Origin of the sequence: Mangrovicella endophytica, assembly GCF_002893625.1 — a bacterium.
In the GTDB taxonomy this organism is placed as follows: domain Bacteria; phylum Pseudomonadota; class Alphaproteobacteria; order Rhizobiales; family Rhizobiaceae; genus Mangrovicella; species Mangrovicella endophytica.
This window is the reverse complement of sequence record NZ_PKMZ01000001.1, coordinates 107,802-131,914: the sequence shown is the minus strand read 5'-3', so window position 1 is coordinate 131,914 and position 24,113 is coordinate 107,802. Positions and strand designations below refer to the sequence as shown.

General features: G+C 64.4%; 20 protein-coding genes. 1 reads left to right on the top strand and 19 read right to left on the bottom strand.

Annotated features, from left to right (window positions below):
* Positions 1-47: 47 nt before the first annotated feature.
* Together C0R46_RS00590 and C0R46_RS00585 are read right to left on the bottom strand one after the other, a co-directional pair.
* On the bottom strand, positions 48-1,502 hold the full coding sequence (locus C0R46_RS00590) for a beta strand repeat-containing protein (RefSeq protein ID WP_102957646.1): 1,455 nt from the start codon (positions 1,500-1,502) through the stop codon (positions 48-50).
* 842 nt (positions 1,503-2,344) lie between these two features.
* On the bottom strand, positions 2,345-3,883 hold the full coding sequence (locus C0R46_RS00585; protein WP_102957645.1) for a beta strand repeat-containing protein: 1,539 nt from the start codon (positions 3,881-3,883) through the stop codon (positions 2,345-2,347).
* Positions 3,884-4,591: 708 nt separating this feature from the next.
* Between C0R46_RS00585 and C0R46_RS00580 the strand changes: the two genes are divergently transcribed.
* Positions 4,592-5,287, top strand: coding sequence for a sensor histidine kinase (locus C0R46_RS00580; protein ID WP_102957644.1), 696 nt, complete (start codon positions 4,592-4,594; stop codon positions 5,285-5,287).
* Here C0R46_RS00580 and C0R46_RS00575 read toward each other — a convergent pair.
* The 17 genes from C0R46_RS00575 to araH all read right to left on the bottom strand — a co-directional run bounded on the left by C0R46_RS00575 (position 5,205) and on the right by araH (position 24,112).
* Entirely contained in the window at positions 5,205-5,990 is a 786-nt protein-coding gene (locus tag C0R46_RS00575; RefSeq protein ID WP_102957643.1) for a response regulator, read from the bottom strand. The genes C0R46_RS00580 and C0R46_RS00575 overlap by 83 nt on opposite strands.
* A 98-nt stretch (positions 5,991-6,088) precedes the next feature.
* Positions 6,089-7,210 (bottom strand): CsgG/HfaB family protein, encoded by a 1,122-nt coding sequence (locus tag C0R46_RS00570; protein ID WP_157944506.1) that lies wholly within the window; start codon positions 7,208-7,210, stop codon positions 6,089-6,091.
* A gap of 142 nt (positions 7,211-7,352) precedes the next feature.
* Positions 7,353-7,832, bottom strand: coding sequence for a curli assembly protein CsgF (locus C0R46_RS00565; RefSeq protein WP_198598206.1), 480 nt, complete (start codon positions 7,830-7,832; stop codon positions 7,353-7,355).
* Between the two features lie 385 nt (positions 7,833-8,217).
* Positions 8,218-9,864, bottom strand: coding sequence for a GMC family oxidoreductase (locus C0R46_RS00560; RefSeq protein WP_102957641.1), 1,647 nt, complete (start codon positions 9,862-9,864; stop codon positions 8,218-8,220).
* A 12-nt stretch (positions 9,865-9,876) separates the two neighbouring features.
* A complete protein-coding gene (locus C0R46_RS00555; RefSeq protein ID WP_102957640.1) occupies positions 9,877-11,016 on the bottom strand; it encodes a mandelate racemase/muconate lactonizing enzyme family protein in 1,140 nt (379 codons plus the stop codon).
* Positions 11,017-11,373: 357 nt separating this feature from the next.
* Positions 11,374-12,387, bottom strand: coding sequence for an ABC transporter substrate-binding protein (locus C0R46_RS00550; protein WP_102957639.1), 1,014 nt, complete (start codon positions 12,385-12,387; stop codon positions 11,374-11,376).
* 24 nt (positions 12,388-12,411) lie between these two features.
* Positions 12,412-13,221 carry an ABC transporter ATP-binding protein gene (locus tag C0R46_RS00545; protein WP_245413359.1) on the bottom strand — a complete coding sequence of 270 codons (810 nt, stop codon included), beginning with the start codon at positions 13,219-13,221 and terminating at the stop codon, positions 12,412-12,414.
* A 23-nt stretch (positions 13,222-13,244) separates the two neighbouring features.
* Entirely contained in the window at positions 13,245-13,967 is a 723-nt protein-coding gene (locus C0R46_RS00540) for an ABC transporter permease (protein WP_102958538.1), read from the bottom strand.
* Between the two features lie 29 nt (positions 13,968-13,996).
* Positions 13,997-14,776: a GntR family transcriptional regulator gene (locus tag C0R46_RS00535; protein WP_102957637.1), complete on the bottom strand. Its 780-nt coding sequence runs from the start codon at positions 14,774-14,776 to the stop codon at positions 13,997-13,999.
* 323 nt (positions 14,777-15,099) lie between these two features.
* Positions 15,100-15,876, bottom strand: a complete 777-nt coding sequence (locus C0R46_RS00530; protein ID WP_102957636.1) for an SDR family oxidoreductase — start codon at positions 15,874-15,876, stop codon at positions 15,100-15,102.
* Positions 15,877-15,881: 5 nt separating this feature from the next.
* Positions 15,882-17,030 carry a galactonate dehydratase gene (gene dgoD, locus C0R46_RS00525; RefSeq protein WP_102957635.1) on the bottom strand — a complete coding sequence of 383 codons (1,149 nt, stop codon included), beginning with the start codon at positions 17,028-17,030 and terminating at the stop codon, positions 15,882-15,884.
* Positions 17,027-18,670: a GMC family oxidoreductase gene (locus tag C0R46_RS00520; protein WP_102957634.1), complete on the bottom strand. Its 1,644-nt coding sequence runs from the start codon at positions 18,668-18,670 to the stop codon at positions 17,027-17,029. Before C0R46_RS00520 ends, dgoD begins: the two co-directional genes overlap by 4 nt.
* 38 nt (positions 18,671-18,708) lie before the next feature.
* Positions 18,709-19,587: an aldose 1-epimerase gene (locus C0R46_RS00515; RefSeq protein ID WP_102957633.1), complete on the bottom strand. Its 879-nt coding sequence runs from the start codon at positions 19,585-19,587 to the stop codon at positions 18,709-18,711.
* Between the two features lies 1 nt (position 19,588).
* Positions 19,589-20,575: an ABC transporter permease gene (locus tag C0R46_RS00510; protein WP_102957632.1), complete on the bottom strand. Its 987-nt coding sequence runs from the start codon at positions 20,573-20,575 to the stop codon at positions 19,589-19,591.
* Positions 20,576-20,586: 11 nt separating this feature from the next.
* Positions 20,587-22,077: a sugar ABC transporter ATP-binding protein gene (locus tag C0R46_RS00505; RefSeq protein ID WP_102957631.1), complete on the bottom strand. Its 1,491-nt coding sequence runs from the start codon at positions 22,075-22,077 to the stop codon at positions 20,587-20,589.
* An 11-nt stretch (positions 22,078-22,088) separates the two neighbouring features.
* Positions 22,089-23,069, bottom strand: a complete 981-nt coding sequence (locus C0R46_RS00500) for a substrate-binding domain-containing protein (protein ID WP_102958537.1) — start codon at positions 23,067-23,069, stop codon at positions 22,089-22,091.
* Positions 23,070-23,161: 92 nt separating this feature from the next.
* Positions 23,162-24,112, bottom strand: a complete 951-nt coding sequence (gene araH / locus C0R46_RS00495; protein ID WP_102957630.1) for an L-arabinose ABC transporter permease AraH — start codon at positions 24,110-24,112, stop codon at positions 23,162-23,164.
* Between the last annotated feature and the right edge of the window lies 1 nt (position 24,113).

Genomic DNA, 24,113 nt, shown 5'->3' with positions numbered 1-24,113 from the left:
GTCGGGCCGACTGGCCCGACCGCTCGTCTGGATGCTCTCGGCTGACCTTACTGCTGGACGCCGATGACGTTGCCCGAGCCGACCTGCGCGAAAGTCGTGCTGTTGCCGTTGCCGGTCTGCAGCACGGCAACCTGGTTGCCGGTGCTGAGGCCGGTGCCGGCGCCGTTGTTGCCGTCGATCGAGCCGGTGATCGAGTTGTTCGAGCCGTTCTGCTTGAAAGCGAACAGATTGCCGTTCGAGGCGTCCGTGAGGCCGACGGTCATGGCGATGCTGTTGCCCGAGCCCGACTGGATCAGATTGCCGGCGGTGAGGCCGATGGAGCCGGCATCATTGGCGCCGAAGCTGCCGGCGTTGTTGAAGCTGCCCCAGATGTTGACGGTCGCCGAGTTTTCACTGCCGACGGAGCTGCCCGACTGGGTGACGTTGAGCTGGTTGGAGTTGCCGGCCTTCACGACGAGCGTCGCGCTGTTGAAGTCGGTCTGCGATAGCGTGAAGGCGTTGTCGGAAGCGCCGCCGACGGAGCCGATCGTGAGCGAAGCCGTGTTAGTGCCGTTCTGGTAGACCGACACGTCGTTCTTGTTGCTCTGGGCGCCGCGCACGTTCACCGTCGCGGTGTTTGTGCCGTACTGCTGGAGCCCGATCTGGTTGTCGTTGCCATCCACGGTGCCAAGCGCAACCACGTTGGTGTCACCGTTCTGCAGGATGCCGAGTTCGTTGGCGGTGCCGGTGATCGTCAGCTGGCCGACCGTGTTGCTGGTGCCCGTCTGCGAGATGCCGAACTGGTTCTGCGACCCCGTGACGTTCAGGCTGGCCGCGTTGCCGGTGCCGGACTGGGAAACCGAGCTGCTGGCGGCGCCGACGCTGGCAACGCCGGTCAGCAGGCCGCGGCCGTTGCTGGAACCCGAAAAGGTCAGGTTGGCGTTGTTCCCCGCGCCTGTCTGCTCGACCTTGGCAACGCGGTTGTTACCGCCGGTCTGGTTGATCGTCGTCGCATTCGCGTCGCCCGGACGGTCCTTGGTCTGCTTCACCGACTCCACGGTGTTGCCGCCCGTGCCGCCCTGCGTGACCTGCACGGCGTTGGAGTCGGTGTTCGCGATCGCCAGCGCCCTCGGCGTGATGCCAGAACGGTTTCCGGCGCGCTGGATCACCTCGCCGACGACATTGGAGTTCGAGGTTTGCGAGATCGTCAGCGTGTTGCGGTAGCCGTACTGCTCGACGCCGTCGCCGGTCAGGCCCACATCGTTGCTGCTGCCGGACTGCGTGACGGAGATCTTGTTCTCCTGGCCGTGCTGCAGGAGATTCTGCGCGGCGTTGCCGGCCTCATTGTCTGTTCCGGCGCTCTGGTCGATCGCCGCCGTGTTGTCACGCGAGACCGAGCCGTCGAACGTGCCCTGGTAGATGTAGGACTTGTTGCCGGCAGAATCGTTATCGGCCGCGTGAGCCGCACCTGCGATCACGGTCAGGGCCGTCGCCGCAAGGAGGATCGTCTTGAAATGCGCCATTGGTTGCACCCTCTAAAAACTGCCCGGCGTCGCGCCGCGGTCTCGTTAAAGTCCGTGTTGAACCGGTAGTCCCGTCACCACTCGGCTCCGTGTGATCCACCTTCGCCCGCGAAGGACGGATCGATGCGAACGAGAGCGCCCCTCGGCGATACATCGAGCAAGCCGCCTTCGGCCGCAGGCTGGACGCTCTGCGTTGCGACGTCGGCTCGTTGTCAGTTCTTGCCTCACCCTCACCGTTACTTGCTGCCGGCTTTTCTGGCCAGCGGCGTTAACGGCTGATTAAGCTATAGAAGACCGGCCGATGGAGGGTCAATTGCCAGCGGCGCACAGAGCTTGATGACCCACCGGTAACGTTAAGTGTCCAGTCTGCCTCGGCTGGCCCGGGCCTCGGATCAACCCGCAAGACCACCGCCCTCGAGCGTCCGCGATATGGATTTTGTGCCTAATAGATCAGCTACTTACCTTACATCTACCGAGCAACCGCTGCAGCGCCCGCTATGTCCAAAAGACGCTGATGGATGCGGGGCGGGCCGAACGACTAGGCCGTCTGGCTAAACCAATCTGACGGTGGCCAGTCGGTTATGCCATGAAGCATGGCACTCGGAATCCGGATCGCTCGGCCACAAGAATACCGCGAATCGGTTCCGGGTTGAAAATCCGCTACGACGAGCTTCCACCCAATATATCTGCTCCGCATGACAAGACGATTTGCCGCAAGCCACCCGCTTTACATGCGGATGTTCTCCAACAAGTTGCCTCCGTAGCGCGCAAAACGAAAAAGGCCAGCGGCGGGTGAAAACCCACCGCTGGCCTCAATGGTCGGTCGGAGCTTCGCTCGGCGGTTACTGGTTGACGCTGACGAAGTTCTGGCTGCCCGTCTGCGAGAAGTTGGTGATGTTCGACGAACCGACCTGGACCACCAGTGCCTGATTGCCGCTGCCGTTCACCGCGCCGGTGATGCTGTTGCTGTTGCCGCCGGTCTGGCTGAACGCGAACGTGTTGTTGTCCGCGTTGGCCGCACCGCCGACCGTCAGGTTCACGCTGTTGCCGTTGCCGGTCTGCGTGATGCTGCCGGGCGTCAGCGAGGTCGTACCGAAGAAGGCCGTGTTGAAGGCCGACGTGTTGTTGTTGCTGCCGGTGATCGAGACGGTCGCGCTGTTCTTGCTGCCCACCAGACCGCCGGCCTGCTGGACGTTGAGGATGTTGCTGTCACCGACGACATCGAGGTCGGCCGTGTTGAAGCCGCCGCTGCCGCCGTTCAGGCCCTGTCCGAGCGTTACCGCATTCGAGTTGCCGGTGACATCGATGTCGGCATCGTTGGTGCCGTCCTGCGTAACCGACACGTCGTTGAGGCCGCTCGAGGCGTAGAGGTCGAGCGACAGAGTATTAGTGCCATTCTGGTTGATGCCGACCTGGTTGTCGCTGCCGGCGATGACGCCGAGGGTCGCGACGTTGGTCGACCCGTTCTGCTTGACACCGAGTTCGTTGCGGCTGCCGGTGATGACGAGCGTGCCGACCGTGTTGGTCGTGCCGCTCTGGTTCACACCGAACTGGTTGCTGTCGCCCGTCGCCGAGATGTTGGCGATGTTGCCGGAGCCGTTCTGCAGAACTTTGCTCGCCGCCGCGCCCGCCGCCGCGGCGACGCCCGCGAGGGAGCCCGAGCCATTCGAGTTGCCGGTAAAGGACAGGCTGGACGTGTTGTCCGAACCGGTCTGCGACAATTCGCTGACGAAGTTGCGTTTGCCATCCTGCGTCACCGTGGCGGTGTTGCCGGCGCCATTCTGGGACAATACGTTGATGTTGTTGCCGGACTGATTGTTAGCCGAGTCCGCGCCGCGCTGCGTCACGGTGATGGCGTTTTTGGTGCCGCCGGTGTGGGTCTGCGTGACGCGCTCGATCCGGTGCCGGACGAAGTTCGCCGGCGACGAGGTGCCGGCGCTCTGGTTGACGGTCAGCTCGTTCGTGGCGGCCGTCGCAGTGGCGGCGCTGGTCTGCTTCACCGTATAGACGTAGTTGCCGTTGACCGTCTCGGCGGTGTTGGCGGACGAGGACTGGTCGATGGTGATCTTGTTGTAGGCGCCCTGCTGAACGACACCGCTCTGGCCACTGAACGGCGAACCGGTCGCGATCTTGTTCGCGGCACCCGTCTGTGTCGCGGTAAACTCGTTGTGGTCGCCGTTCTGCTGGACGCGGTGGTTGTAGGTCGGTCCGACGCTGTTGCTGCCGGCGCGGTTGTTTTGGCCATTCTGCACGACGCGAGCGCGGTTCTCGTTGCCGTTCTGGCGAACATCGGTGTCGTTGCTGCCGGCGTAGGCGGCGCCTGATGCCGAAACCAGGCCGACAGCCGTGGCCGCGAGAAGCATCTTCTTGAAGCTGATCATCCGTAAAATCCTTGCCCCCGCAAAGCTTCGCGCCGCGGTTTCGTTGATCTGAAATCGGGCCGGTCGTCCGACGACCACTCGGCTCCGTTCGAAGACGACGCACCTTCGCCCGTGAAGAATGCGGTCGAAACAGGACGGGAGCGCCCCTCGGCGAGCGCCAGACAAGCCGCCATCGTGCGCAGACCCATCGGCCCACACCGCGAATCCGGACTGTCCTTGTTCTTGCCTACTCCCCCACCGTTACTTGCAGCGGGCCTCCCAGCCCGGCGGCGTTAACGGCTTATTAAGCTATAGGAGATCGGCCATCGCACGGTCAATTGGCCGCCACGGACGCAGCTCAGTGACCGCTCGGTAACGTTAAGCCAGCCCCGTGCGGCCTCGGAGGAGGCTCGGAGCAAGGGAGAGGCGATAAGACGTTCCCGATGCTCAGAGATAACGATTTTTCCTATCTTTATCAGCTTCTTGCCGGATTACAGCCAGGGTTGAGAGGCGGTCCTAGGAAGGTCCGAAAGGCGGACTATGACGACGCTCCAGCCGAATGGCCTAGCCGTTGGACCGGAAGTCAGATCGAAGGGTCTGTCGGTCACGCCATGAAGCTCTGGCTTCAGACCTTGTTTCGCTGGTCCGCCGCAGGATCGATGATAGCGTTTAGATTAACGAAGCCCACGAACTCCGTTCTAAAGAATCGTGGCGGACACGAGCAAGAGAATGTCTGACGGCATATTGGTGACGCAGCAAAATCTCGATGCGATCGCCAGGCAAATCTATGAGCCCGTCGACGCCGTTGCTTTGCTTGTCGGCGTTGCGGGACGTGCGCCGGACAGCGCCGCGGCCATTGCGGCGGAGGCGCGCGCCGGGTTGATGCAGCTGCGCCGCCGCGTCGCGTCCCTGCTCGACCTCGTCAGGGCTCACCATGTGCTGGCAAGACATCTGCAGGGGCGCTCGCTCATCAGGGACATCTTCCAGCGACTCTCGCTCGAGGTCGCGGCGCTTGCCGCCGACCAGGAGGTCGACCTGCGGATGGTCGCATCCGATGCGGCCTATGTCGGGGATGCATTGGCGCTGGAGATCATCTTGCGCAACTTGATCATCAACGCGATCTGCTTTTCGCCAGGCAGGCGTGTTCTCGTCGGCTGCCGCCGCTGCGGCGCCGATCTCGACCTCAGGGTTATCGATAGCGGGCCCGGCTTTCCGGCCGCGCGGGCGCCGACGAGTTTCCGTCCGCTGAGCAGGGACGACGAGACGATCGACTTAGGAATTCAGGGCCTCGGCATCGGTCTTGCCGTCGCCAACGCCGTCGCGCGGCACGCGGGCCTGTCGATCAGCGTCCGCTCGTTTCCGGGCGTGGGCTCGACATTTTCGGTTCGGCTTCCCGGAGCGACACCGGATTCGATGCAGGGGTGAAGCCGGCCTGGCCGTTGCCCGAAACCTCAATGCGCTGAGCAGCCTCGGCATCGCTCCAGCCGGCCTCCTGGGCCCGCACCAGCGCTTCCGTCCGGTTGCGGGCGCCGAGCAGACGCAGAAGCCCCGCCACATGAGCCTTCACCGCACCCTCCGAAAGGGCAAGGACGCGCGCGATCTGCTTGTTCGAAGCGCCGCGTGCAAGGTGGCTCCAGACCTCCTGCTGGCGCGCGGTTAGAGCGGTGCGACGCCCGTCCAGCTTTTCCTCACGTATCGTGCGCGGCAGCAGCGACAGGATCACCGGCGGCAAATAGATGCCGCCCGCGAGGATCAGGCGCAGGGCCTGTATCATGACGCGGGGCGACGAGTTCTTCGGAATAAATCCGGCCGCTCCGTCGTCCAGGGCGGCACGGATCAAGTTTGGATCATCGATGCCGGAGAGCACCGCGACGGGCGCGCCTTCGGCGCGCTCGCAGATGTCGCGGATCGACAGCATGGCGTCAGGCCCTGCGATCAGCTGATCCACAAGCACGAGATCGAAGCGGGCGGCGCTGAGCGCCTTGCGCAGCTCGCCGGCGTCGGCCGCCTCGTGCAGCTCGACTTCCACTGCCAATTCCTGCAGCAGGAAACGCAAGCCGGCCCGAAACAGCGCATGTCCCTCGGCGACCAATAGCTTGACCGGCATCGGCACCTTGCGATCAGGCATGCGAGACCATCCTCCCTGCCGTGCGGGCGAACGCCGCGCACCTAAGCGAAGGTCATGACCTTCGCTCTACCCCTTCCCCCTCATTGCGCTTGATCCGGTCAGGTGACGCTGGCGGCCACCCGGGTCGTCTTCTCGCGCGGCTCGTTGGAGCCGACGGCACCTTCGTTCGGCGCGGGCGCCGGCGGCAGCTGCCGCGGTGCCTGCTCCTGGATCTGGCGCTGGATTGGCGCGTTGCCCGGAACGCCAGGCAACTGTCGCAGATTCTGCTGTCTGGACGGCTGCGTCGTCACACCCGTCGTCGCCGGCTGGCGGACCGGTCCGCGGATGACGCGCTGCGTCACCTGCGGTGCTGCGGCCGGCACTGTCTGCACGGTACTGGCAGCATCCCGCGTCGCCGGCGGCGGTACGTTCTGTGCCGCGGCGGTGAGCCTGTCGCCATATTCCTCGGTGCGGTAGGCATCGATATAGGCCTGGCCCGCCTGCTTATCCTGGAAGCTCCAGATCCCCAGCTCTGACCCTTCGACGATCAGGGCTTCCACGGCCTTCTCGATCGCCGACTGCACGGCGATCTGCTTGGGCTCGTTGTAGGTCACGCCGACCTCTGCCTGCAGCAGGTGATTGAGTTTCACGTAACGGAAGGCGCCGCCCTGCAGCGAATAGGAGGCGACCGCCTTGCGGACCGTGATCGTGCTCAAGACCTCGCCCGTCTTGGTGGACACGGCCCGCAGCGTCACGGTGACGACATCCTGGATGTACTTGGTGTCGCCGGTGATGCCGAGGAAGCCGGCACCCGCGCCGCCCGTCATGATGTTGGTGTCGTAGCCGATGATGCCGCCTTCGATAATGATGTTGGCATGCAGCAGCGGCGGGATCACCGAGGCGTCGATCTGCGTCTCGTTGCGGTAGAGACGCCGCATCTCGGTGACGATCTGGCGCTCCTTCAGGAGATCGTCGAGCTCCTTGCGCTCCAGCACCGTGAACCAGCGGCGCTCGCCGGCATCCTGCAAGGCCTGGATCAGCATGGCCGCGCCGCCCTGGGTCACGGCACGCGACAGCGACTGGACGTTCTCACGCTCTTTGAACTGCCCGGTGAGATCTTCGTAGTCATAGACGGCGACAACCGTCTTCTCGCTCGGCGGCGGAATGCGCCGGAGATCGTCATTGGGCTGGGAAACGGGCGCGACCACGGGCGCGGCATCGATCGCGGCCTCCTTGGTCACGCAGCCGGCCATCGGTAAGAGGGCGGCGGACACAGTTATAACGGCAAGTCGCGAGCTCAGTCGCGGCCAGATCGACATCGGCATGTTTCCCCTCGGAACGCTTACGCTTGCCGGATCCCCTTTTCCGGAAGCGCGATGCGGATCAGTTCAGGCTGGAAGAAGTGACGAGCTGCGGTACGACGATCTCGGTGACCGTCCCGTCGAGACCATTCGCAATGGTCAGCCGGATGGAGTCGAGCGTGCGATCGAAGGTGACTGTCGTGTCACCGAACCTGACCGTACCCTGATCCTGAGGATTCTCGCCGAAGATTGCCTCCGTGACCTGGGAGGCGAGCGCGGAAAGAAGACGCCCCTGCAGCTGGCTTACGAAGAGGTCGGCCTGGCTGTTGCTTGAACCGCCACCCCCCGAACCGCCTCCGGATGAAAGACCGTCGCCGTCATCTGCGTCACTCGCGGTGGCATCCCGCTGGGCGTTGGCGATCGCCAGCAGGTGCGAGGAGTTCAGCGGGTTGCCGCCGAAGGAGGGGTTCACCGGGGTATAAACGAGGTCGCCTGCCCCAGCTGGAGCAGTCCAGCTCATCACCGCGCCCCAGGCGGCCAGTACGAATTGCAGCTTTTTCAAGACTCTAACCCCCAGCGACAGACGCTCTGTGAACATCTTGGCGTGGAGTTAGCACATCGCATCGGGATTTGCGCAAGCCGGGCAGCGCGAAGAGATGTAGATTGAGTTAAAATCACCACAGTTGGTTAAGAGTAGAACGTACCTTTCGGGCATGGCAACTATATCTCGGAAGTTGTACTACCGTCTATTGAAGAGAATAAGCTACCTCAGGTTGTGGTGAGTCCATCCGTCCGCGACGAGCGCCACCCGACAGCAGTCGCAACGCCGCCGTCTTCACGACACGCCGATATCAAGATTATCAGCAGCTCATCTGAATGTTCCTCACAGACGTGGTGCCGTTCGAGAGGATAGCATCTCGGGCGGCGGTCCGTGCCGGGATGCCGAATTATGCCCGCTCGAGACGGTCTGTATCGACGGACACGCTGCTCGGCCCAGTGCTTTTCGTGATCATCGTCGCACCCTTTTCCGCGATCATGAGGGTCGCGGCGTTGGTGTTGGCGGAGGTGATCTTCGGCATGACAGACGCATCAATCACGCGAAGCGCCTCAACACCCCTCACCCGCAGTTCAGGATCGACAACCGATGCGCTATCGGCGCCCATCCGGCAGGTGCCGACGGCATGGAACACCGTGCCGCCGAGCGAGCGGACAGCGTCCCATATCTCCGCCTCGGACGACCGAGACGGGCCCGGCACGACCTCCTCCTCCCAAAGATCGCGAAAGGCCGGCTGCCTGTTGATCTCGCGCAGGATGCGAACGCCCTCGACGATGGTTTTTCTGTCGATATCGCGCTCGAAGTAGCGCGGGGCAACGCGCGGCGACGCGAACGCGTCGGTGCTGACCGCGTGAACGCAGCCACGGCTCTCCGGGTGGCACTGCCACACCGAAGCGGTGAAGCCGGAATAGCGATGGAGCGGCGTTCCCGGCTTGTCGACGGACAAGGGCATGACATTGAACTGCACGTCCGGCCGATTGCCGAAAGCGTACGATGTCGCGGCCGCGCCGCCGACCTGCCCCGCACCAACCGTCAGAGGCCCCTTTCCGGCGAGCAGCCAGTCGAGGCCCATGCGTGCGAGCTTCAGCGGGTTGCGCACGTCGTCGTTCAGCGAAAGCCTGCGCTTCAGCCGCACGATCAGGCGCATCTGATAATGGTCCTGCAGGTTCTCGCCGACCTCCGGCGCATCGACGATGCAGGAGATACCGAGCTCGCGCAGACGCCCCGCCGCGCCGATCCCCGAGAGCTCGAGGATCTGCGGTGATTGAACGGCGCCGGCCGAAAGAATGACCTCGCGCGCCGCACGGATCGTTCGGACGCTGCCGCCGACGCTGACCGCCACGCCAACCGCCCGGCCCTTCTCGATCACCACCCGCGTCACATGAGCCTTAGTCAGAAGGTCGATATTGTCGCGTTTCAAGGCAGGTCGCAGGAAGGCCGCAGCCGCGCTTGCGCGATAACGGCGGCCGATCGACAGCTGGTAGGTGCCGACGCCCTTCGTCGTCTCGCCGTTGAAGTCCGGGTTGAACGGAAGCCCGTACTCCATCGCCGCTCGCACCCAGGCTTGGCAGGCTTCGTTCTGGTTGCGAAGGGCCGAAACCGGGAGATCGCCGTCCCGCCCATGGTAGGCGTCCTCGCCGCCCTGGAACCGCTCCAGCCGTTTGAAGTGCGGCAGAACGTCCTCGTAGGACCAGCCGACGGCGCCGAGCTGCGCCCAGTCGTCGAAGTCTTCGTGCTGCCCGCGGATGAAGATCAAGCCGTTGATGGAGCTCGACCCGCCGACGATGCGTCCGCGCGGCCAGGGAATGGCGCGGCCGCCGGAGCCCTCGCCGGGCTCGGTCTCGAAAATGCGGGAGAAGCGCGCATCGTAGATCGTCCGGAAATAGCCCACGGGAAGTTTGAGCCAGAAGTTCCTGTCCGGCCCGCCCGCCTCGATGACGAGGACGCGCACTGACGGATCCGCCGAAAGGCGGTTGGCGAGAACAGAGCCAGCCGAACCGGATCCCACGACGATGAAATCGTATTCCTGGCGCACGATGGCAGCCTCCCCTTAGAGCCGGACATCGCGGGAGACCACCAGATGCGCGTCGAATGCATCGACTGCGGCATCGTCGATCCCGATCCCGGCCTTATTGGACAGGACGACGCGGCCCTCATCGAGGGTCCCGAACACCTCGGCGGCGATTTCGCTGCGCATCGGATTGTCGTTGAAGTCGACTTCCACGAAGCCGTCGGCGTCGTCGAGGGCCGCCTTGACATGGCAAGAGGTGAGCAGGCCGACGCCGCCCCCGAGCCAATGCGGACAGAACAACAACCCCTTCCGCCGAGCTTCATGGCCGATCGCCATCATCTGCCCGATACCGCCCCAGCGACCGAGATCGGGCTGGAGCACTCCCAAACTTCGTGCCGCTGGCAGGGATTCGAAATCCTGCTTGCCCAGGAAGTTCTCGCCGGCGGCGAGCGGCGTGCTCAATGCTTTACCCAGCGCTCTCCAGTCCTCGTCCGGCGCATCGTGCGCCAGCGGTTCCTCGAGCCAGAACAGGCCAGCCTCTTCAGCCGTTTCCGCGAACTGCAGCGCTACAGGCAGTGACCAGGCCTGGTTGGCATCGGCCATCAGGCGATTGCCGCCCCCGATGAGGGAGCGCGCGCCGAGAAGATTCTCGCGGTCTCGGCCCGGGTCGAAGCCGATCTTCACCTTGCAGGCGCGGTAACCGGATGCGATGGCGCGTTCAGCCGTCTGCGGAGCACCTGTCGGATTGATGCCGCTGGCATAAACGGCGATGCTCTGCGACGCGTTGTCAGAAAGGTAGCGGGCGAGCGGAAGTCCCGCGCGACGCGCCATCAGATCCTGCAAAGCGCATTCGAGGCCCGCCAGGCAATGGGCGATCGGCCCCGGCTCGCCGGACTGGATCGCGAGAATCCGCAGCCGGAGGGTAAGTCTATCCCACAGCGCCGCCGGATCGTCGATAAGGCGGAGGTCCGCGACCAGTGGCAGGATCACCGCCTCGAGAAGCCGCGCACGATACTCCGCGCCGACGCTCGGCCAGTTGCACCAGACTTCGCCAAAGCCAATTGCGCCATCTTCGTCTTCGACACGCAGGATCACCGAGGGGCGATCGGTCATGACGCCGAAGGATGTCTGAACCGGTGTTTCGACTGGGATACGATGAACGAGGATCGTTGCACGCATACTGTTCTGCCCGTTCAACCCTGCTGGCCGCGGACCACGCGTTTCGCCTCACAAGGACGAAGGAATGGCGGGCCTTTTGTTTCTGTTGGGACGCCGGAGACAGCAACCATCGTCCGGCGGTCATCTTATCGAGGACGTTCAGGCGGTTCGGCGCACCTGATCTTCCCTCTTCGGCGGCACCCGGAACCGTCGATCCGACAACGCCTTCGATGCTGTTCCCGCAGCCTGCGTCGGGAACGCAGACGCCGCGACGGCGATGACGAGGTGGCAACGAGACTAACGCCTGGACCATGTCGCTCTTGGCGGCCGGCCGCCAAAGGCCGGCTGCGGCTCTCCGTCATGTGTTGAGCGAGACGCTCAGCCCTGCCCGGCGACCTTCAGGTAGAGGCTCGGATCGAAGTAGTCCTTGGCGGACACCGGATTGGTCATGCCGCCAACCTCGGCATAGAAATCGGTGACCCTGTCGAGCCAGGACGTGACGGTGCCGTCCTTGTACATCTTCGCCCATTCGGCTGCGGGGAAGAGCTTCTGTGCCTCGTACTGCGCCTTCAACTCGTCCAGCGGGACGTCGGAATACTGGGTCTTCTGGAGCACCGCCAGCGTCTCGTCCGGCTGCTCGACGAGACGCTTGTTGGCCGGCAGCCAGGCCTTGATGACACGCTCCAGAACATCTTTCTTGGTTTCATAATAGTCGTTGCGAGCCGCCCAGCCGCCGAGGATCGCCGCCTCGGGATAATATTTCGAAGCATCGACGAGCATCTGCGCGCCAGGCACCCGCGCTTTCAGTTGGACATTGAACGGAACCCACAGCGCGACGGCCGGGACCGCGCCCGAGATGAAGGCAGTCACCGCATCCGGCATGCGCTGATTGATGATCGAAACGTCTGACTTCGGGTCGATGCCGTTAGCCTTCAGCGCGGTAGCAAGGAAGACATGCGCCGTCGTGCCGATCGAGGTCGCGATCTGCTTGCCTTTCAGATCCTGAAAAGAGGACACGCCCATCTCCGGATTGACCCAGAGCTGCGCGGTGGCAAACTCGACATTGTTGATGAGAAAAACCTTCCCCTGCCCGCGCGCCGGGAAGTTCGAGAGCACAGCACCCGTGGCCAGCATGTCCAGCGCACTGCCGACCATGGCTTGGAACAGCTCGAGGCCTGTATAGAAGCGGGTCAGTTCCGGCTTCAGACCCTGCTCCTCCCACAAGCCGTTCGCCTCGGCGGTGAAGATGTGCCCGTCCACGGCCAGCGTGTGCAGATATCCGACCCGGATCGATTCCGCCGAACCAACGGCCCGGACGATGGACGGTGCGGCTAGGGTCGCGATGCCGCCCAGCGCCGCGGTCCTCAAGAGATTGCGTCTGTTGATGCTCATTCTTTCCTCCCCTTTGTTGTTCCGTCAGCGAAGGGCCTGCTGATCGGCGTATTGCTTCATGACGATGTCGCGCAGGTGCCGTCGCCGCTCGATGAACTCGGGTGTGTCGAGCAGATCGCGATCCCGCTTTTCACCGAAGGGAATGGTTAGCTCTTCGACGACGCGCGAAGGCCTGGCCGAGATGACGAAGATCCGGTTGGCGAGATAGATCGCCTCCTCGGCGGAATGGGTGATCAGGAGAGCGGTCTTGCGCTCTGCCTGCATCATTTCGAGCAGGAGGTCGTGCATGTCGCTGCGGGTCTGGGCGTCCAGCGCCCCGAACGGCTCGTCCATCAGCAGGAAATGCGGATTGGCCGCATAGGCACGCGCCAGAGCGAGGCGCTGCTTCATGCCGCCGGAGAGGTTCTTCGGCCACGCCTTTCGAAACTCGGTCAGGCGCATCTGCGCCATGTACCGCTCCACGATCTCCGTTTTTTCCGGCTTCGACATGCCGCGTTTGACAGCGAGATCGAGGCCGAAACGGATGTTCTTCTCGACGGTGAGCCACGGGAAGACGCCATAGTCCTGGAACATGACTCCGCGGTCCGGCCCCGGTCCTTCGACCGGTCGCCCCTCCAGGAGCACCGCCCCACTGTCTGGCTTGGTGAACCCGGCCAGCATGTTCATCATCGTCGTCTTGCCACAGCCCGACGGCCCGACAAGAGCGATGAAGTCGCCTTCGTTGATGTCGAAAGAGACGTCGCGGACAACCTCGATCGATCCATAGGACTTGGACACGTTCTGGAAGCGGACCTTTGTCTCGGCAGCGGCTACCCGCTTGACGTCCTCAGCCACGCCCGAGCTTCGTTGTGAAACGCTCATTGCGTCGCGCGCTCCTGCCAGTCGAGAAAATGCCGTGAGGCCGCCCGCAGAAGCGCATCCATGATGAGGGCGAAGAACCCGATGGCAACGATGCCAGCATAGATCGTCGTCAGCTGGAAAAAGGCGCTGGCGTTCTGGATCACGGCGCCGAGCCCGTTCTGGGCCGCAACAAGTTCCGAGGCGACAAGCGTCGCCCAGGCCACGCCGAGCGCAACGCGCGCAGCCGTCAGGACATGCGGCACCGTGAGCGGCACGATGACCTTGTAGAAGACCTCCCAGTCGGTGGCGCCGAGCGTCCGGGATACCCGCACATACAGCGGATTGATCTGCGACATACCTTCGTACATCACGATCACGCCGGCAAAGAATGCCGCGTAGAAGAGGATGGCGACCTTCGCCACCTCGCCGATCCCTAGATAAACGATTGCCAGCGGGATCAGCGCGATCGGCGGCAGTGCGCGAAAGAAGTTGACGAGCGGGTCGACGAAGCGGCGAATGCTGCGGTTCCAGCCGATCAGGAAGCCCACCGGCACCGCCAGGAGCATGCCGAAGAACAGACCGAGAAGCACTCGGCGGATCGACATCCACGCGTCGGCAAGGAAAGTACCCTCGACGCTGCGCTGCCAGATATCAAGAAAGACGAGATGCGGCGGCGGCAGAAGTCCCTGATCCACGACGCCGCTCCAGCGAACGACGTACCAGAGAAGGATGACCGCCATAAACGGCAGGAGCCGCCATCCAAATTCGATCAAGCGTTGCAAACATTCCTCCCGGCGGCCGTCCGCGCATGGCCGTCCAATGCGAATTCGAAATCGATCTGCACGTACTCTCCTGGGTACCGCGCATAGGTATGGACTAGGACCCTCCCTTCGGGATCCACCAGCGTTCTCAGGATCTCGACGACTGGCGCCCCGAGCGCGATCCCGAGAGCGCTTGCCGAAGCCTCATCCGCGTTGGAAAAGGTGACGCGCTGGAAAGCCGATCCGATCTGCTCACAATAGCGGTCGGCCAGGACGAGGATGACAGGGGTTCGGGCGAACCGCTCGGCATCGGCGTCGAAGACGTCTGCCCGGAGCCGAATGTCGATCAGGCAATAGGGATCGTCGGCGCGGGAATGAACGCGCTGGAACCAGACATAGGCACCATCGGCCTTGCCAGCGAGAATGCCCTGCAGGGCGCCCGCCCCTTCGCGGCGCATCGGCTGGACGAGCTTCGGCTCGACGTTGCGCAAACTGGCGAGGAGCCCATCCCATGAGGTCGGAAGCCGGTGAGACTGACGCTCCGGCAGCTTGCTTCGTACAAAGGTGCCGCGGCCGCGGAATCGTTCGATCAGTCCCTCACGCTCAAGCATGTCGAGTGCTTCACGGATCGTGGCCCTGGACAGTGCGAATTCGGCTTGGAGATCTTCGAGCACTGGGATCTGCGAGCCGGGTGCCCAGATGCCGCGCTGAACTTTCAGACGAAACTGGCTTGCCGCCTGCATGTACAGCGGCGAACGGCTTCGATCGTACAGCGCAGCATTGGTCATAAAGTCCTTATAAACGGACTTATGGAAGTCGGTAAAGCCTGCTTGCTGATCTACTCTGCGCCTCGAATGGCAATGGAGCCCCACGGAGTGCTTGCCGAACGTTGAGATACGGCAGCTTCAGGCATCCGGGCATCTGCGAGAGTATCGGGTGTCACAAGCGGGCGAGCGGCGTCTTGGCATGCCCTTTCGTGAGTACCGCCAATCCGAGCGATGTATGGTGGGCTTGCTGGCTACGCGGAGGCCGACGTGCCAGTGAAGCGGGTCGAGCCAACGCAGCAGGCCACGGCAGGATGGCTGGTGCCTGTGATCACTTGTTGCCTCGTTTAAGCGGGATGCTGCTGCACGCTAAGGCCGCCGTCGACCGTCAGGCACGTCGCGTTCATGAACGGGCATTCGTCAGAAATCATGAACACGGCGGCGAGAGCGATCTCCTCCGGCGTCGCGATGCGGCCCCCCGGATGCAGCCGCATCGTCTCAGCCTTGGCAGCCTCCGCGTCAGGGAACGAGTTCCACCAGTCGAGGACTTTGGCCGTCGCTACGTAGCCCGGCGCCAGCGCATTCACACGCACACCCTTTGAGGCATATTCGAGCCCGAGCGACTTCGTCAGACCCAGCAGCGCGTGCTTTGCCAGCGGATAGGGGAAGGTGTGCGGGATGATGGTGAAGGCGTGGGTTGAGGCGATGTTGAGGATCACGCCGCCGCCCGCCTCGATCATGCCCGGCAGAACCGAGCGGCAGCAGTTCCACGCGCCCTTGAGATTGACGTCGAAGCAGCGATCCCATTCGGCATCATTCGATTGGAGCGGCTCGGCGAAGACGTTGATGCCGGCATTGTTGACGAGGGCATTGATCGGCCCGAGCACGCGCTCTCCGTCCGCGACCGCCGCGGCGATCGCCGCAGCGTCGGTGATGTCGGCAGTGGCGGTGGCCAGCCTTGCGCCGGTTTGGCGCAGACGTTCCGCCGTGTTGCTCAACTGCTCGCCATCGCGGTCGAGCAGCAGGAGATGCGCATCCTCACGGTGAAAAGCCTCGGCGATGGCTGCGCCGATGCCCTGCGCAGCGCCCGTCACCATGATGCGCTTGCCCGAAAGACGACCCATTCGGCTCACCACTCCGCCACGCTGCCGTCGGCGTGACGCCAGACCGGGTTGCGCCAGCGATGCCCCTGGCGCGCCCGCTCGATCACCACGGCCTCGTCGATCTCGATGCCGAGGCCTGGACCGTCGGGTATCGCGACGAAGCCGCCCTCGTAGGTGAACACGCCGGGATCGACCAGATAGTCCAGGAGGTCGTTGCCGGCATTGTAGTGGATGCCAAGGCTCTGCTCCTGCACGAAGGCATTGTAGCTGACGGCATCGACCTGCAGGCAGGCCGCAAGTGCGATCGGCCCGAGGGGGCAGTGCGGCGCGAGGGCCACATCGTAGGCTTCGGCCATCGCCGCGATCTTGCGGCACTCGGTGATGCCGCCCGCATGCGACAGATCCGGCTGGATGATGTCGACAAGACCGTCGGCCAGCACGCCCTTGAAGTCCCAGCGGGAATACAGGCGCTCGCCGAGTGCGATGGGCGCCGAGCAGTGCTTGGTGATCTCCGCCAGCGCCTCACGATTCTCCGACAGCACCGGCTCCTCGATGAACATCAACTTGTAAGGTTCGAGTTCCCGCGCAAGCACCTTCGCCATGGGCTTGTGCACGCGGCCATGGAAGTCTGCGCCGATGCCGACATGGGGACCGACCGCCTCGCGCACGGCCGCGATGGCGGCGACGGCCTTCTCCACCTTGTCATGCGTGTCGACGATCTGCATCTCCTCGCAGCCGTTCATCTTCAGCGCGGTGAAGCCGCGGGCCACCGCGTCCTTAGCCTGCCGGGCGAGATCGTCCGGACGGTCGCCGCCAATCCAGGAATAGATCTTGATCCGGTCGCGGCAGCGGCCGCCGAGCAGCTGGTGGACCGGCACGCCCAAGGCCTTGCCCTTGATGTCCCACAGCGCCTGATCGATCCCGGCCAGCGCGCTCATGTGGATCGCGCCGCCTCGATAGAAGCCGCCGCGGTAGAGGACGTTCCAGTGATCCTCGATCAGAAAGGGGTCACGCCCGATCAGATAGTCGGCAAGCTCGTGCACGAGCGCTTCCACGGTGTGCGCTCGCCCCTCGACGACCGGCTCGCCCCAGCCGACGACGCCTTCGTCGGTCTCGATCTTCAGGAACATCCAGCGCGGTGGAACGATGTAGGTGGAGAGCTTGGTGATCTTCATGAGACTGACTGCGTAAGGATGAGGTCGGCGGCTTTGGCGGCGGCGGCCATGACGGCGGCATTGGTGTTGCCGCTGACGATGTTGGGCATCAGCGAAGCATCGATGACCCGAAGGCCCGACGTGCCGCGCACGCGCAGATCCGCCGTCAGAACGGCATCCTCGTCCGCATCGTGGCCCATGCGGCACGTACCGACGGGGTGGTAGCCGGTCTTCACGGTTCGCCGGCAGTGGCGCGCCAGATCCTCGTCGCTCACGACGTCCGGACCGGGGAAGATCTCACGGTCGATCAGCTCCTTCATCGGCGAGGCAGCCAGGACGCCGCGCGCAAAGCGGAAGCCCGCCATCGTGGTCTTCAGATCGTCGGGATGGCCGAAGATGCCCGTGTCGACGACGGGATCGGCCAGAGGATCGGCGGAGCGCAGCGTGACGCGGCCGCGCGCCTTCGGCCGCAGCAGCAACGAGTTGATGGTCACGCCGTGGCCAGGGTCCGTGCCCAGAACGTCGCGGTCGAGATAGACGGTCGGCACGCAGAACATCTGGATGGTCGGCGCATTGCGATCACCGTTCTCCGGGTCGAGGAAGGCGCAGGTTTCGACCCCCGTCGTCGAGGCGGGGCCGCTCCGGAACAGAAGATATTGCAGGCCTGCCAGCAGCATCGGCAGGCCGCGATCCTGGCCGTAATAGCCGAAGGCGCCCTTCGTAGTGGCGACGACCGGCACCTCGTAATGGTCCTGGAGGTTGGCGCCGACGCCCGGCAGCGAGACGCGCAGGTCTATGCCATGCCGGCCGAGCTCGGTCTCCGGGCCGATGCCGGCGAGCATCAGGAGCTTCGGCGTCTGATAGGCACCGGCTGCAAGCAGCACTTCCACACCAGCGGTCGCTGACTTGCGGCTACCGCCTGCGAGGTAATCGACGCCGACGACGCGCACACCTTCCATGCGCAGGCCGGTGACGGTCGCTTCCGTTTCGACCGTCAGGAGCGGGTCGTCCATGACCGGCTTCAGAAAGGCGTCGACCGCTGCGGAGCGGCGGCGCGTCGCCCAGTCGATCGTATGCTGCATGAAGCCGACGCCGAACTGCGAGGCACCGTTGAAGTCCGGGTTGTAGGGCATCCCGAGACCCTGCATCGTCTTCACATAGGCCCTGGTCATCGGGCTCGTATGGCCGAGATGCGAGACCTTCAGTGGTCCGCCGACCCCGTGATACTCGCCGGCAAGATGGTCGTTGTCCTCCTGCGCCTTGAAGTAGGACAGCATGTCCTCATAGGACCAGGACCGGTCACCTTGAGCCCCGGGAGGCGTCACGGCTGTGTTCCAGCGGTCGAAGTCGGCCGCCTGGCCGCGCATATAGACCATCGCGTTGACGGTGCCGCCGCCGCCGAGCACCTTGCCTTGCGGCACCACAGGCCCGCGTCCGTCGAGCTGCGGCTGCGGCTCGGTCTTATGCATGGCGAGGTAGGTGTCCTTCGCCAGGAACTTCATGTAGCCGGCGGGAATGCTCATGATCGGGTTGGCCTGCCGCGGCCCCCGCTCCAGAAGCAGCACGCGGGCGCGACCCTCGCGCACCAGCTTGGCTGCGACGACGCAGGCGGAGCTGCCCCCGCCGACGATGATGTAGTCCAATGTGGTATCGTTCGGCATGCTTGCTCCACAGCGCTGCGCCGCTTGAAGATCTGTCGTCAGAGATGCGACGGCCGAAGCCGCATGAAGTCGGCGATTGTTTCTCCTGGGGCGAGAACGGTGAGGCCGCCGAGATCGTCCATGTTGTGGCCGTCGGCCAGGTGGCTCATCGGCTCGAAACAGAAGTAGTCGCGCCGATAGGACGGATCGAAATCGGTGTCGGACACGAACAGGAAGGCATGGCGCAGACGCGGTCCGGCTTCGATGACCAGTCCTGTCCCGCGTTCCGGCCATTCGATCTCGGCGTGGCCGCTCCAGTTTTCGAAGCCGTTGTTCACCCAGCGTTCCGGCAGGCGCCGCTTCGTCCTGAAATCCAGGTCCTCCGGCGTCTGCGCCCGTTCGCCCGGCAGCCAGCCCTCGGCCTCGGTCCAGAACCTCTCGGCCTCTGCCAAAAGGGTCGTTTCCTGCGTGAGCGGGAAGTGAGGATGAAAGCCGATCCCGAAAGGCAGCGGCTGCTCTCCACGGTTGGTGACGGCAAGCTGCATCTCGAAGCCGTCATCACTGACGGCAAAGGTCTGGCGAGCCTCGTAGCGGTAGGGGGTACCGTTCGAGCCGGCATGGCGAAAGACAAGCTCGGCCGACTTCGCATCGGCGTTTTCGACCGTCCAGGCGCCGAGCCAACCCTCGCCATGCAGATAGTGCGGATCCCAGGCGGTGTTGGCCTCGAAGCGGTACTCGGCGCCCTTGAAGCTGAAGCGGTTGCCGCGCACCCGATTGCCGAAAGGAACGAGAGGATAGCAGGCGGCGTGCAGCGCATCGGCATCGTCCGGCGTGTCGCGCAGGAGCGGCACGCCGCTCCAGCGCAGGCGTGTCAGAATGCCCCCTTCTGTGGAAACGCGCGCTTCGAAGCCGTCGCCGGCAAGGCTGATCAACGTCATGTCAGGCCCGGCTCCGCTTGATCGCCTGGATATTTGCCAGCACCGCCACCACGATGATGACGCCGCGCACCACCTGCTGGAAGAACGGGTTGATTCCGAGCAGCACCAGACCGTTACCGATGAGGGTGATGACGAGGACACCGAGCAGCGTGCCGAGCATCGAGCCGCGACCGCCGGACAGGGCTGTGCCGCCGACCACAACGGCGGCAATGACATCGAACTCCAGGCCGGAAGCTGCCGTCGCATTGCCCGATCCGAGCCGGGACAGAAGCAGAATGCCGCTCACCGCCGCCATGGCGCCCCCAATTGCGAACAGGGCGACGCGGATCCGCGCCACTGGAATGCCGCTGAGATAGGCGGCCTGGGCATTGCCGCCGATGGCGAACACCGAGCGGCCAAACGCTGTCTTGCGGCTCACGAAGGCGAAGATCGCAAAGAGCACCAGCATCACGATTGCAGCCGGTGGAATGCCAAACACGGAGCGGTCCAGCGCGTCGACGATATCGTTGCGGCCGATCGACACCGGCAGCGCGTCGGTGACGAACAGCGCCGTGCCGCGCAGGGCGCTCCACAGACCGAGCGTCGCGACGAAGGACGGCACGTCGAAATAGGCGCGCAGGACGCCAGCGATGGAGCCGAGCGCCGCCCCGACGAGGATCGCGGCGACGAAGGCGAGCGGCGTCGGAATGCCGCCCTGCAGCATGTAGGCGAGGGCGACCGAGATGAAGGCGACCATTGGCCCGACGCTGACGTCGATCTCCCCGGCGATGATGATCAGCGTCGCCGCCCAGGCGGCAATGCCGATGGTGGCCGCGTCGCGCAGGATGTTGATCTGGTTGTTGAACGACAGGAAGCCGTCCGCCATCGAGCCGAACACGACATAGAGCACGACGATCGCGGCAAAGAGGCTCAGCTCGTTCATGTGCTGGGAGAAGCGGCGGCTGCGGCTCGCTGCCGGTGCGGCGACTCCGCCAGTTTCAACGGGCATGGTGTGTACTCTCAATGGGCGTCGATGCAGGCGGCCATCAGCGCGTCCTGATCGATGTTCGGTGTATGGAATTCCTCACGGAGTCGGCCGTCGCGGAGAACGGCCACACGGTCGCAGACCAGCGGCAGCTCCTCGACTTCGCTCGACACGAAGATGATGCTTCGCCCTTCGGCCGCGAGTTGGCGGATGATGGCGTAGATCTGGGCCTTGGCCTCGACGTCGACGCCGCGGGTCGGCTCGTCGAGAAGGAGGATCCGGCTGTCGGCATGAACCCAGCGGCCGATCACCACCTTCTGCTGATTGCCGCCGGACAGGGTGCCGATTGGCGTGTCGGAGCGGGGCGTCTTGACGTGGAGGCGCTGGATCACGGCCTCGGCCGCCGCGCGAATCTTCGGCGCAGAAAGGATGCCTGCACTCTCGACCTTGCCGAAATCGCTGGCGACGGCGTTCTCATCCACCCCGAGCAGCGGGATAATGCCATCGTCCTTGCGGTTTTCCGGCGTGTAGCCGAAACCCCTGTGCACCATCGCGCGGAAGTCGGGCCGTCCCACCTCGACGCCGTCGACGCGGATGACGCCGGCCTCCGGGTGCCGGATGCCCATGATCGCCTGCAGAAGTTCGGTGCGCCCCGAGCCGAGCAGGCCAGCGATGCCGAGCACCTCGCCCTCGCGGAGATCGAAGGACACGTTCTCCAGCTTGGGCGAGAGCGCCAGGCCCTCGACGCCGAGGACGGTCCGCTCGCGAGCCACTGAAACTGGCGAGGCAGCATTTTCCGCCTCGGTGCCGAGCATCAGCCGCACGATTTCGCGCGTGTCGGCGCTGCCGACATCCACGGTGTCGATGATCCGCCCGTCGCGCACGATCGTCGCCGAGCGCGCGATGCGGCGGATCTCGTCCATACGGTGGCTGACATAGACCACGCCGATGCCGCGTTCGGCGATGCGCTGAACAGCCTCGATCACCTTGTCCGCTTCCGCGGCGGCCAGCGAACTCGTCGGTTCGTCGAGGATCACCAGCTTGGGCTCGCCCAGCAGGACGCGGGCGATCTCGACGAGCTGGCGCTCGGCGGAACTGAGTGTCTCCACCAGCCGCGAGGGAGCCAGGTCGAGGCCCAGCAGCCCCAGAGCGCGCCGCGTCTGCGCCTCCATCTCCTTGGAGCGGATCACGCCGCCGCCGGTGGGCCAGCGGCCGAGAAAGAGGTTCTCGGCGATCGACATGCCGGGCACGAGGCTGAGCTCCTGGTAGACGACGCGCACGCCTCTGCCGAAGCTCTCCGCCGCCCGCAGGGAGCCGCTCTGCATGAGCGGCTCGCCATTGATCAGGACCTCGCCCTCGTCCGGCGCCTCGGCGCCGGTGAGCATGCGGATCAGCGTCGACTTGCCCGCGCCGTTCTTGCCGAGCAGCGCACGGACCTCGCCGGCCTCCACGGCGAAGCTCGCCCCCGAAAGGGCCACGACGCCGGGATAGCGCTTGGTACAGTTACGCAGCGAGGCAATCGGCATGGCGTGAGAGCTCACGGGATGCCGTCGGAATGAGCCTCGAGCCAGCCCTTGCCGTCTTCGCTGGACGCATAGAGGTCGATATCGTAGGCGACCTTGATCTCTGCGGGCGCATTGCCGTTGATCGACTTCACGGCCTGGTCGAGAGCCAGCTTGCCGAGGCCCTGGCCGGAGATGTCGACGACGGCCTTGATGACGTCGCCCTTTTCCAGCTCCTGCGCGATCTCGGTAGTCATGTCGCCGCCGAATACGACGGTCTTGCCGACACGGTTCTGGCTGCGCACGGCGCGTGCGGCACCGAGCGTCGCTCCGCCTGCCTCGCCGAAGAACGCGTCGATGTCAGGATTGGAGGACAGGATGGTGTTGGCGACGGAAACCGCCTTGTCGAGGACCGCGCCCTCCTGGTTGGCGACGATGCTCGCGCCTGGCACCTTGGCCTTCAACGCTTCCTCGAAGCCCTTGCGACGCGTCACGCAGACCTCGACGAACTCGCAGTTGAGGACGGCGATCTTGGGCTCGGCAATACCGGCCTTGGTGAAGTAATCCGCGGCGGCTTCGCCGAGCTTATGGCCGAACTGGTAAGGGTCGCCCACCGCATAAGCGGAGACATACGCCTTCATGTCCTCGTCGTTGAGGCAGGTGTTGTAGCAGACCACCGGGATCCCGGCGTCGTGCGCACGGCGGATGGCGCGATAAGAGCCGTCGGCGGAAACAGGCGAGACGATAATCGCCTGCACGCCGGACGAGATCAGCGAATCGATGAAGGAGGATTCCTTGGAGACGTCGCCCTGCGCGTTGGTCTCGATGATCTCGAGCTTGCGGCCGGCCTCGGTGGCGCCCGTCTGAATGCCCTTGCGCACGCCGGCATAGAAGCCTTGGGCGTCCATATAGATGGCGCCGACCTTGAGGTCGGTCTGCTGGGCGGCTGCCGGCAGGGCACTGCCGACAAGAAATGTGCTGCAGAGTGCCAGCAGCGATGTTCCGAGTGTCTTCATCTTCTCCTCCAAGGTGAGTGACAGGGGTTGGCCGATCGTTCCGAAATTGGGACGGCGAGAGCAGGCATTGGCGAACGAGCGGTGCGTCATCGCTAGCGCCGGCCGCTTGCACGCGAGCGCACGGTGTCGAGCAGGACTGCCGCCAGCAGGATGAGGCCCCGCACGACGTACTGGTAGAAGGCCTGGATGTTCAGGAGATTCATGACGTTTTCGGCGATGCCGAGGATCAGGACGCCGACGATCACGCCGCTCATCGTAGCTCGGCCGCCGGCCAGGGAAACGCCGCCGAGAACGCAGGCCGAAATGACCGAGAGTTCCAGCCCGGTGGCTGCATTGGGCTGACCGGAAGTGATGCGCGAGGCGAGCAGGATGCCGGCGATGGCGCAGACAAGGCCCTGAAGCGCGAAGATCCAGATTCGGCCCCAGTCGACGTCGACGCCGGACAGGCGTGACGCCTCCGGATTGCCGCCGATCGCCAGCGTGTTGCGCCCGAACACCGTCCGGTTCAGCACGAAGGCGAAAAGGGCGAATAGCAATGCCATGATCCAGACCGGGGCAGGAATCCCGAGGAAGCGGCTCAGTGAAAGCGCATAGAAGCCGGGATCATTGATGCCGACGGCACGCCCATCGGAGGCGATGAGGGCCAGGCCGCGGACGATCTGCATCGTGGCGAGCGTGGTGATCAGCGCATTGATGTGAAGCCGCGCAATGACGACGCCGTTGACAAATCCGACGGCAGCTCCGGCCGCCAGCGCCGCGCCGATGCCGAGCGGGATCGAGCCCGAGCTATTCGACACCATCACCGCCACCATGCCCGCGAAGGCGACGATGGAGCCGACGGAAAGGTCGAAGTCACGCGATGCCAGACACAGCATCATCGTGCAGGAAACGATGCCGATCGTGACCACCGACTGCAGAAGGCCGAGCATGTTCCGCTCGGTCAGGAAGTTCGGCACCGTGGCCGACACGACGGCAAAGGCGAGCACGAAGAGGATCAGGAGGCCCTGCTCGCCGAGAAGCAGGCGTTTCACGGTTGCAGTCATC

Excerpts from the sequence above, each read along its gene's own strand:
- C0R46_RS00590 (WP_102957646.1), bottom strand. The coding sequence starts at position 1,502 with ATGGCGCATTTCAAGACGATCCTCCTTGCGGCGACGGCCCTGACCGTG.
- C0R46_RS00585 (WP_102957645.1), bottom strand. The coding sequence starts at position 3,883 with ATGATCAGCTTCAAGAAGATGCTTCTCGCGGCCACGGCTGTCGGCCTG.
- C0R46_RS00580 (WP_102957644.1), top strand. The coding sequence starts at position 4,592 with ATGTCTGACGGCATATTGGTGACGCAGCAAAATCTCGATGCGATCGCC.
- C0R46_RS00575 (WP_102957643.1), bottom strand. The coding sequence starts at position 5,990 with ATGCCTGATCGCAAGGTGCCGATGCCGGTCAAGCTATTGGTCGCCGAG.
- C0R46_RS00555 (WP_102957640.1), bottom strand. The coding sequence starts at position 11,016 with ATGCGTGCAACGATCCTCGTTCATCGTATCCCAGTCGAAACACCGGTT.
- C0R46_RS00550 (WP_102957639.1), bottom strand. The coding sequence starts at position 12,387 with ATGAGCATCAACAGACGCAATCTCTTGAGGACCGCGGCGCTGGGCGGC.
- C0R46_RS00540 (WP_102958538.1), bottom strand. The coding sequence starts at position 13,967 with ATGGCGGTCATCCTTCTCTGGTACGTCGTTCGCTGGAGCGGCGTCGTG.
- C0R46_RS00535 (WP_102957637.1), bottom strand. The coding sequence starts at position 14,776 with ATGACCAATGCTGCGCTGTACGATCGAAGCCGTTCGCCGCTGTACATG.
- C0R46_RS00530 (WP_102957636.1), bottom strand. The coding sequence starts at position 15,876 with ATGGGTCGTCTTTCGGGCAAGCGCATCATGGTGACGGGCGCTGCGCAG.
- dgoD (WP_102957635.1), bottom strand. The coding sequence starts at position 17,030 with ATGAAGATCACCAAGCTCTCCACCTACATCGTTCCACCGCGCTGGATG.
- C0R46_RS00520 (WP_102957634.1), bottom strand. The coding sequence starts at position 18,670 with ATGCCGAACGATACCACATTGGACTACATCATCGTCGGCGGGGGCAGC.
- C0R46_RS00515 (WP_102957633.1), bottom strand. The coding sequence starts at position 19,587 with ATGACGTTGATCAGCCTTGCCGGCGACGGCTTCGAAGCGCGCGTTTCC.
- C0R46_RS00510 (WP_102957632.1), bottom strand. The coding sequence starts at position 20,575 with ATGCCCGTTGAAACTGGCGGAGTCGCCGCACCGGCAGCGAGCCGCAGC.
- C0R46_RS00505 (WP_102957631.1), bottom strand. The coding sequence starts at position 22,077 with ATGCCGATTGCCTCGCTGCGTAACTGTACCAAGCGCTATCCCGGCGTC.
- C0R46_RS00500 (WP_102958537.1), bottom strand. The coding sequence starts at position 23,069 with ATGAAGACACTCGGAACATCGCTGCTGGCACTCTGCAGCACATTTCTT.
- araH (WP_102957630.1), bottom strand. The coding sequence starts at position 24,112 with ATGACTGCAACCGTGAAACGCCTGCTTCTCGGCGAGCAGGGCCTCCTG.